This is a genomic window from Hydrogenophaga sp. (genome assembly GCF_041633695.1).
In the GTDB taxonomy this organism is placed as follows: domain Bacteria; phylum Pseudomonadota; class Gammaproteobacteria; order Burkholderiales; family Burkholderiaceae_C; genus Hydrogenophaga.
The window spans coordinates 1-6,944 of sequence record NZ_JBFJMY010000214.1 but is presented as its reverse complement, the minus strand read 5'-3'; the positions used below and the strand labels follow the sequence as shown (position 1 = coordinate 6,944).

Annotated in this window: 10 protein-coding genes and 1 tRNA gene; 5 read left to right on the top strand and 6 right to left on the bottom strand. The window is 64.2% G+C overall.

Annotated features, from left to right (window positions below; all coding sequences use genetic code 11):
- Both ABYB95_RS13740 and ABYB95_RS13735 read right to left on the bottom strand, forming a co-directional pair.
- Window positions 1–267: YgcG family protein (locus ABYB95_RS13740; RefSeq protein ID WP_372659125.1), on the bottom strand; the 267-nt coding region annotated here is incomplete at its 3' end.
- Window positions 268–320: 53 nt separating this feature from the next.
- Window positions 321–929, bottom strand: coding sequence for a LemA family protein (locus ABYB95_RS13735; protein ID WP_372659124.1), 609 nt, complete (start codon window positions 927–929; stop codon window positions 321–323).
- 171 nt (window positions 930–1,100) lie between these two features.
- Here ABYB95_RS13735 and ABYB95_RS13730 point away from each other — a divergent pair, with 171 nt between their 5' ends.
- From ABYB95_RS13730 to ABYB95_RS13720, 3 genes are read left to right on the top strand one after another with little or no spacing between them, the layout of a single operon-like run.
- Entirely contained in the window at window positions 1,101–1,538 is a 438-nt protein-coding gene (locus ABYB95_RS13730; protein WP_372659123.1) for a nuclear transport factor 2 family protein, read from the top strand.
- A 47-nt stretch (window positions 1,539–1,585) separates the two neighbouring features.
- Window positions 1,586–2,569, top strand: a complete 984-nt coding sequence (locus ABYB95_RS13725) for a YheT family hydrolase (protein WP_372659122.1) — start codon at window positions 1,586–1,588, stop codon at window positions 2,567–2,569.
- A 27-nt stretch (window positions 2,570–2,596) separates the two neighbouring features.
- Complete coding sequence (locus tag ABYB95_RS13720; protein WP_372659121.1) at window positions 2,597–3,172, top strand: DUF2946 family protein; 576 nt, start codon at window positions 2,597–2,599, stop codon at window positions 3,170–3,172.
- Window positions 3,173–3,238: 66 nt separating this feature from the next.
- Here the strand turns inward: ABYB95_RS13720 and ABYB95_RS13715 are convergent, their stop codons facing one another.
- Window positions 3,239–4,108, bottom strand: a complete 870-nt coding sequence (locus ABYB95_RS13715) for a cytochrome c5 family protein (protein ID WP_372659120.1) — start codon at window positions 4,106–4,108, stop codon at window positions 3,239–3,241.
- Window positions 4,109–4,253: 145 nt separating this feature from the next.
- Here ABYB95_RS13715 and ABYB95_RS13710 point away from each other — a divergent pair.
- Window positions 4,254–4,329, top strand: a tRNA-Arg gene (locus ABYB95_RS13710).
- A gap of 285 nt (window positions 4,330–4,614) precedes the next feature.
- Here the strand turns inward: ABYB95_RS13710 and ABYB95_RS13705 are convergent.
- The 3 genes from ABYB95_RS13705 to ABYB95_RS13695 form a co-directional block, all read right to left on the bottom strand.
- A complete protein-coding gene (locus ABYB95_RS13705) occupies window positions 4,615–4,785 on the bottom strand; it encodes a hypothetical protein (RefSeq protein WP_372659119.1) in 171 nt (56 codons plus the stop codon).
- Window positions 4,786–4,996: 211 nt separating this feature from the next.
- Complete coding sequence (locus ABYB95_RS13700) at window positions 4,997–5,779, bottom strand: SDR family oxidoreductase (protein ID WP_372659118.1); 783 nt, start codon at window positions 5,777–5,779, stop codon at window positions 4,997–4,999.
- On the bottom strand, window positions 5,776–6,105 hold the full coding sequence (locus ABYB95_RS13695; protein WP_372659117.1) for a nuclear transport factor 2 family protein: 330 nt from the start codon (window positions 6,103–6,105) through the stop codon (window positions 5,776–5,778). Before ABYB95_RS13695 ends, ABYB95_RS13700 begins: the two co-directional genes overlap by 4 nt.
- 99 nt (window positions 6,106–6,204) lie before the next feature.
- Between ABYB95_RS13695 and ABYB95_RS13690 the strand changes: the two genes are divergently transcribed.
- A partial coding sequence (locus ABYB95_RS13690; protein WP_372659116.1) for a LysR family transcriptional regulator occupies window positions 6,205–6,944 on the top strand: 740 nt, incomplete at its 3' end.

Genomic DNA, 6,944 nt, shown 5'->3' with positions numbered 1-6,944 from the left:
TTGGGTGTAGTCGGCAATGTCCTCGGGCGCCGTGGTGGCCAGCATGAGCACCACCACCTGCGAACCGCGCGCTTGTTCAAAGGCGCTGAGCTTTTGCTCGATCGCTGCCAGCGCAGACGGATCCAGCGTGCCGGTCAAGTCCATGGCGCGGGCGCGCAACTCGGGCACGGGCTGCACCGATTGCGCCCAGGCACCAGGTGCCGCCGCCTGCAGCGCCAGGGTGCACCAGAGCAACAGCACACGGGTGAAGGAGCGGCCAGCTGTCAAAACGGGTCGGGCGAGGTGGTGCGCAAGATGGTGCGAGAGGTCATCGGCGCGGCTTACTGCTTGTTGAAATCGACCGTGGGCGGCGCCGAAATCGCGGCCTCGTTCTGCACCTGGAAGTTGGCCTTGGGCTCGTAACTGAAGACCATGGCCGTCAGGTTGCTGGGGAAACTGCGCGCGAGCACGTTGTATTCCTGGATGGTCTGGATGTAGCGGTTGCGCGCCACGGTGATGCGGTTTTCGGTGCCTTCGAGCTGCACGCGCAGATCGCTGAAGCCCTGGTTCGCTTTGAGATTGGGGTATTGCTCCACCACCACCATCAAACGGCTGAGCGCGCCGCTCAGCTCGCCCTGTGCCGACTGGAATTTTTCCATCGCTGCGGGGTCGTTGAGCATCTCGGGTGTCATCTGGATCGACGTGGCCTTGGAACGCGCTTCGATCACCTTGGTCAGCGTCTCCTGCTCAAAGTTGGCCTCGCCCTTGACGGTGGCCACGATGTTGGGAATGAGGTCGGCGCGGCGCTGGAATTGGTTCAGCACCTCCGACCAGGCCGACTTGCTCTGCTCGTCGAGGCGCTGAAAATCGTTGTAGCCGCAGCCACTGAGCCCGGAGACCAGCAGCAAAACCAGTGCGGCCTGAAAAAAGGGTTTGAAAAAAGTGCGCATAAAACATCCTTGAGGGCAAATGGGCCACAGAACGGGACCGCGTGGGGCTGTGCAGCGACAACCGCGTTGTCCCAAACTATACCGCCCCATGGGGTGGCGGCGTGCAGCACAAAGCCCCGGGGCCCGCCAAGCAAGCGCACCGCCGCCGCGTGCAAGCGGCAAAATAGCCCCATGCGAAAACCCAAACTCATCCCCGCCGCGCCCGACGACACCGAAGCGGCTTTCTACGACGCCATGCACCACGCCGACATCGAACGCCTCATGGCTTGCTGGTCGGACGAGGACGACATCGTGTGCGTGCACCCGGGCGGGCCACGCCTGATCGGGCACGCGGCGGTACGGGCAGCGTTTGAAGCCCTGTTCGCCAACGGCAGCGTGCAAGCCCAGCCCGAACGGGTGCGGCGACTCGACACCGGCTCCTGCAGCGTGCACAGCCTGGTCGAGCGGGTGGAAGTGCTCAGCGACGATGGGCCGCAACACGCCTGGGTGCTGGCCACCAATGTGTATGTCAAGACGGCGCAAGGTTGGCGCATGGTGGCGCACCACGCCAGTCCCGGTGTACGCACCGAACCGCTGGAAATCACGGGGCCGGGCCCGGTCTTGCACTGATGGACACCTTTCCACCGACCGGTTTTCGGGCCGTGGAGCAACAGGCCATGGATTACCACGCCCCCTGGTGGCTGCCCGGTGGCAACCTGCAAACCATGTGGGCAGCACTGGCCAGCAAACGGGTTTTTGGCGACCCGCCGCGCTGGGCGCGTAGCCGTTGGGACACACCCGATGGCGACTTCATCGACGTCGACCACGCGACCCACGCTTGCGCCGATCAAGCACCGCTGCTGGTGCTGTTCCACGGCCTGGAAGGCTCGTCGTCGAGCCACTACGCCGAAGCCTTTGCCGACTTCGCCGCCGCCCAGGGCCTGGCCTATGCGGTGCCGCACTTTCGCGGCTGCTCGGGCGAGCTCAACCAGGCGCCACGGGCCTACCACTCGGGCGACTTTGAAGAGATCGACTGGATACTGCGCCGCTTCGCCAGCGAACATCCCCAGCGCCCGCTGCTGGCCGTGGGGGTTTCTCTGGGCGGCAACGCCTTGATGCGCTGGGCCGGCGAGGCCGGCGAAGCCGCCAGCGGCCTGGTCAAAGGTGTGGCCGCTGTCTGCTCCCCACTCGATTTGGCCGCCGGTGGGCATGCGATTGGTCAAGGCTTCAACCGCCTCGTCTACACCCGCATGTTCTTGTCCACCATGGTGCCCAAAGCCCTGAAAAAGCTGGAGCAGCACCCCGGCTTGTTCGATCGGGAGGCTTTGCTGTCGGCCCGCGATCTCCATGCGTTCGACAACATTTTCACCGCGCCCCTGCACGGCTTTCGCGACACCGAAGACTACTGGGCGCGCGCCTCGGCCAAACCGGTGCTGTCGCGCATCCGGGTGCCTGCACTCGCATTGAACGCTTTGAACGATCCGTTTGTGCCAGCGTCCTCACTACCCACAGCGAAGGAGGTTGGACCGCGCGTCACCCTCTGGCAGCCCAGAGAAGGCGGGCATGTGGGCTTTCCCGCCGCGCTGCCGGCCACCGGCCTGCCCGGGCACGTGCGGGCGATGCCCGAAGCCGTGGGCCGCTGGTTGCTGGCGCGGATTTGACCACTTCCAAACAGGACAGGAGACAACATGGACGACATCGTCAAAGCGGCGCTCGCCAAATGGCCCAACGTGCCGCACTGCTATGGCTGGCTCGGGCTGGATGCGCGTGGCAACTGGTACATGCGGGACGACCGTGCCCAGGCAGCCGGGCCGTTTGCGCGCGGGCAAGACGACCCGCCGCCGGCGAACAGCGCGCACAAAGGCTCGCTGTTGCGCCACGACAAGCTGATCGACTTCATCCACCGCAACTACGCGGCAGATGCCGAGGGCCGCTGGTTTTTTCAGAACGGCCCCCAGCGCGTGTATGTGGAGCTTGAAGCCACCCCCCACATCTGGCGCCTGCAACCCGATGGCCGGGTACTGGCACACACCGGCCAGCAGGTGCAGGTAGAGGGCAGCCTGCTGGACGAAGCGGGGCACCTGTATCTGGTGACCGACCTCGGCGTGGGCCTGGTGCACAGCGCCGACATGACGCTGGCCGCTGACGCGGTGGAAAGTGGGCAGTGGGCACCTGAATCCGTTCAAGCCCGGGATCTGCCCCAACGCTTCGGCTTTGTGCGCAGCCCCGAGGCCGGGCATGCGGCCCAGCCTGCAGGCCACTGAAGCAGCCGGGAAGCAGACGCAAAAAAGCCGGTCAGCGACCGGCTTTTTTGCGTGCCCAGCGAAGGCTTATTTCACCGCCGCCAGCATGTATTGCACAGCGGCTTTCACGTCGGCATCGGAGGCGTTCGAGCCGCCCTTGGCGGGCATCGCGCCCTTGCCCTTGATGACGCTGGCCGTCAGGCCTTCCAGGCCAGCACCCACGCGGGTGGCCCAGGCGGCCTTGTCGCCGAACTTGGGCGCACCGGCCACGCCGGCCACATGGCACACCGCACACGTCTGCTTGTACAAAGCCTCGCCAGCACCCGAGACCGTCGCCGCAGAAGGCGCAGCTTCTGCAGCGGCGGCCGCGACAGCAACCGGTGCGGCGGGCGCTGCTTCGGCAACTGGAGCCGAAGCCGGTGCCGCGTCGGGTGCGGGAGCCGCTGCAGCAGGTGCCGCAGGTGCCGCAGCTTGCGGTTCGGCCAGCTTGCCGCCAGCGGCATTGGCCATGTGCACCACGGCCCGGCCGATTTCAACGTCGCTGAAGTTGCCGCCGCCCTGTGCGCCCATGGCGCCCTTGCCTTTGAGCGCGGAAGTCAACAGCGACTCGTAGCCGGTGGCGATGCGTGCCGCCCAGGCACCTGCATCACCAAACTTGGGCGCACCGGCCAAGCCGCTGCCATGGCAGGCCACACATTGGGCGCTGTACACCGCTTCACCGCTGGCCAGCGGACGGTTGGCGTCGCGCAATTCCACCGTGCCCACGCGCTGGATACGCTGCGCGGTTGCCAGCTCCGGATCCACCGCGCCAGCGGCGGGCTTGTCACCCGAGGTGACGTAATACACCAGGCCAATGATGATGAAAATGGGCGCTACAAAGGCAAAAAACGACGTCCAGAGCAACTGGGCGGGGGTTTTGATAGGGCCGGTGTGTGAATCGTGCGCGTTATCGCTCATGGAGACCTCTGGAGGTGGCGGGACTGGGCCAGTAAGGGTGTGTGGGACGCGCCTGCACATGCTGGGCAGACAAGCCTTTGATTATAGCCAGCCACCACAGGCCCAAAATTCCAGAGCGGGGCGCCTGCTAGAATCCAAGGCTGTTGCGGCTGTAGCTCAGTGGATAGAGTATTGGCCTCCGAAGCCAAGGGTCGTGGGTTCGATCCCCGCCAGCCGCACCAAGTCTTGCAGCCCTTGCGCGGCGCCGTTAGCCAAGCTCTAGCGGCCCTATCACCAGCGAATTTCGTGTCTGGCCGTGATCACGCAACGCGCATTTGCATCTATGGCGATGCCCTGTCGGGCAAAGCAACAGGCAAAAGATGCCGGACGCAAAGCACTTCGCCCCACGGCCGCGCTCCTGTCCTGAATACTTTGGGGCCGCGCGCGCTTCCAGTCTACCCCTCACACCCATTGCACATTGGAGCTGCTACCGCTCCGCCGCCGCTGACCAGGCTGGCGCACCCCGGTCAGGACGGGTCTTTGGTGCGGGTCTTGCCCACGGCACTGAAGATGCCGATGCCCAGCAGGATCAGGGTGCCGATGCCGATGTACTCGTACGGCACGCCCAACTCGATGGCGCCCCAGACCATGCCCCCCAGGAACACGATAAAACCCAGCATATACAACGCAAACGACATGGCAAAGACCCCGGTATTTCGATAGCATATTGTCGAGACATCGACGGACTTCGCCCATCGGCGCGTTGCCCGTTGTGGTGTAGGCGGCGGCCTACTCGGGGTCCTGGGCGGGGCCATTCCATCTCTGCTTCCCGCACCAATGTCTACGCTTGCAGGCTGCCGGCCAACCTCTTGCTACGAAGCTTTCTTGAATTCGGCAAATGGCGTTCCCCTAGACTGTTGGAACGGTGCCTCCATCGATCAAGTGCTCCGAGCCCGAAATCGAACCTGCGCGTGGTGACACCAGAAAGGTGATCAGATCTGCGACTTCCTGCGGCCTGGAAGGCCTTCCCAGTGGGATGCCGCCCAGCGACTGCATGATGATCCGTTTGCCACCCTCGTAGTCCGTGCCGGCCTGGGCTGCCAAGCGCTCGGCCAGCGCCACGGCGGCTTCCGTCTCGATCCAACCGGGCGAGACGCTCAGCACGCGAACGCCCTTTGGCGTCACCTCTTTCGACAACGCCTTGCTGTAGGTGGACAAGGCGGCCTTGGCCGCCGCGTAGGCGATCGTCGACTCCGGCAGCGGCAGCAGGCGCTGAATCGAGCTGACGTGGACAATGACGCCAGCCCCTTGTGCCAGCATCGCTGGCAACAGTGCGCGGTCAAGGCGCACAGCAGGCATCAGGTTCAGGTTCAGCTCGTTGGACCACTGCGCATCATCCAGAGCGGCGAAACCACCGCCTGGCGCGCTGGAGCCCCCCAGCAAATTGACAAGGATGTCAACGCCGCCCCAATGCTTGAGGACCGTTTGCGCCACATCAGCCGCACCCTTGGCCGTCGAGAGATCGGCGGCAACATAGAGCACGCCCGCAACCGAACACTCGGGCACAGAGCGCGCCGTGGTCATGAGTTGCACGCCTGCGTCCAGCAGCGCTTGAACAACGGCGGCGCCCACGCCTTTGGTGCCGCCCGTGACCAGAGCCCGCTTTCCTTGCAATTGAAGGTCGAAGCTCATACGCCGATCTCCAGCGAGGCAATCAAGCCGCCTTCGAGCCGGAAGTGGTACCGAAGATCGACCGGGCTGCCCGGAAAGTTGCCGGCCACGTGGCTGCTGACGATGTGATACCCGTTCTTCTGTTCGACGGCGAACGGTTCGGTTGTGTAGGTGTATTTGGTGGTTGCGGCTGCCTTCCATGCCTGGATGGCGTCCAGGCCCACGTGTGTGTGACCTTCGTCTTTCACGGTAGCTTGTGCCGTGAAACATCGGGCCAGCATATCGGGACCGTGTCGGTCGGCCGCAAAGTAGGCGGCAATCGGGTTTGCGAGCTGCAGTGCATTCATGGTGAGGACTCCTTGGTTGTGAAGTCGAGAGATTGCGCCTCCAGGAGAAATTAGGGAATATCCTAGAATTCGAATTCGTTATGTAGAAAGCGATACAGAATGAGAGGCTCGGAATTCGCCGAACTGAAGGCCTTTGCCGCGGTGGTCGAGCGGGAAAGTTTTGCGCGGGCAGCGGAACATCTGGGGCTTTCGCCTTCAGCGCTGAGCCAGACCATCCGCCAGCTCGAAGCCCGGCTTGACGCGCGCCTGTTGAATCGAACCACGCGCAGTGTGGCCCCAACCGCCACTGGGGCGCAGCTCTACGGACGCATCGCCCCGCTCTTTCGGGAGATGTCCGCCGCCGTTGCAGAGGCCAGTGCCGCTGCGGGCCAAATGAGCGGGACCTTGCGCATCAATACCCTGGGGATGGCCGCCCGGCAGATCATTGCGCCGCGGCTTGGCCGGTTTCATCGTGCACACCCTGGTGTGGCGTTGGACATTGTGGTCGACGACGGGCTGAGCGATATCGTCGCCGGCCGTTTTGATGCGGGCATCCGCGTCGGCCGACGGTTGGAGAAAGACATGATCGCCGTGCGCCTGACGCCAGACGTGAAGATGGTCGCCGTGGCCTCGCCAGACTACCTGAAGCGTCGTGGCGTGCCGCATGCGCCCGAAGACTTGCACGGCCATGCCTGTATCAACTGGCGGCTTCAGGTTGACGGGAGGACCGCTCTTTGGGAGTTTGAAAAGAAAGGAAGGCGGATGGAGGTCGCCGCAGATGGGCCGTTGGTCACCAACCACTCGGACGTCGGCGTTGCCGCAGCGCTGCAAGGGCTTGGCATTGCCTATGCTTTTGACCG

What these genes read in the sequence shown, in the direction of transcription:
- ABYB95_RS13705 (WP_372659119.1), bottom strand. Translation starts at nt 4,785, where the DNA reads ATGTCGTTTGCGTTGTATATGCTGGGTTTTATCGTGTTCCTGGGGGGC.
- ABYB95_RS13715 (WP_372659120.1), bottom strand. Translation starts at nt 4,108, where the DNA reads ATGAGCGATAACGCGCACGATTCACACACCGGCCCTATCAAAACCCCC.
- ABYB95_RS13700 (WP_372659118.1), bottom strand. Translation starts at nt 5,779, where the DNA reads ATGAGCTTCGACCTTCAATTGCAAGGAAAGCGGGCTCTGGTCACGGGC.
- ABYB95_RS13735 (WP_372659124.1), bottom strand. Translation starts at nt 929, where the DNA reads ATGCGCACTTTTTTCAAACCCTTTTTTCAGGCCGCACTGGTTTTGCTG.
- ABYB95_RS13695 (WP_372659117.1), bottom strand. Translation starts at nt 6,105, where the DNA reads ATGAATGCACTGCAGCTCGCAAACCCGATTGCCGCCTACTTTGCGGCC.
- ABYB95_RS13720 (WP_372659121.1), top strand. Translation starts at nt 2,597, where the DNA reads ATGGACGACATCGTCAAAGCGGCGCTCGCCAAATGGCCCAACGTGCCG.
- ABYB95_RS13730 (WP_372659123.1), top strand. Translation starts at nt 1,101, where the DNA reads ATGCGAAAACCCAAACTCATCCCCGCCGCGCCCGACGACACCGAAGCG.
- ABYB95_RS13725 (WP_372659122.1), top strand. Translation starts at nt 1,586, where the DNA reads ATGGATTACCACGCCCCCTGGTGGCTGCCCGGTGGCAACCTGCAAACC.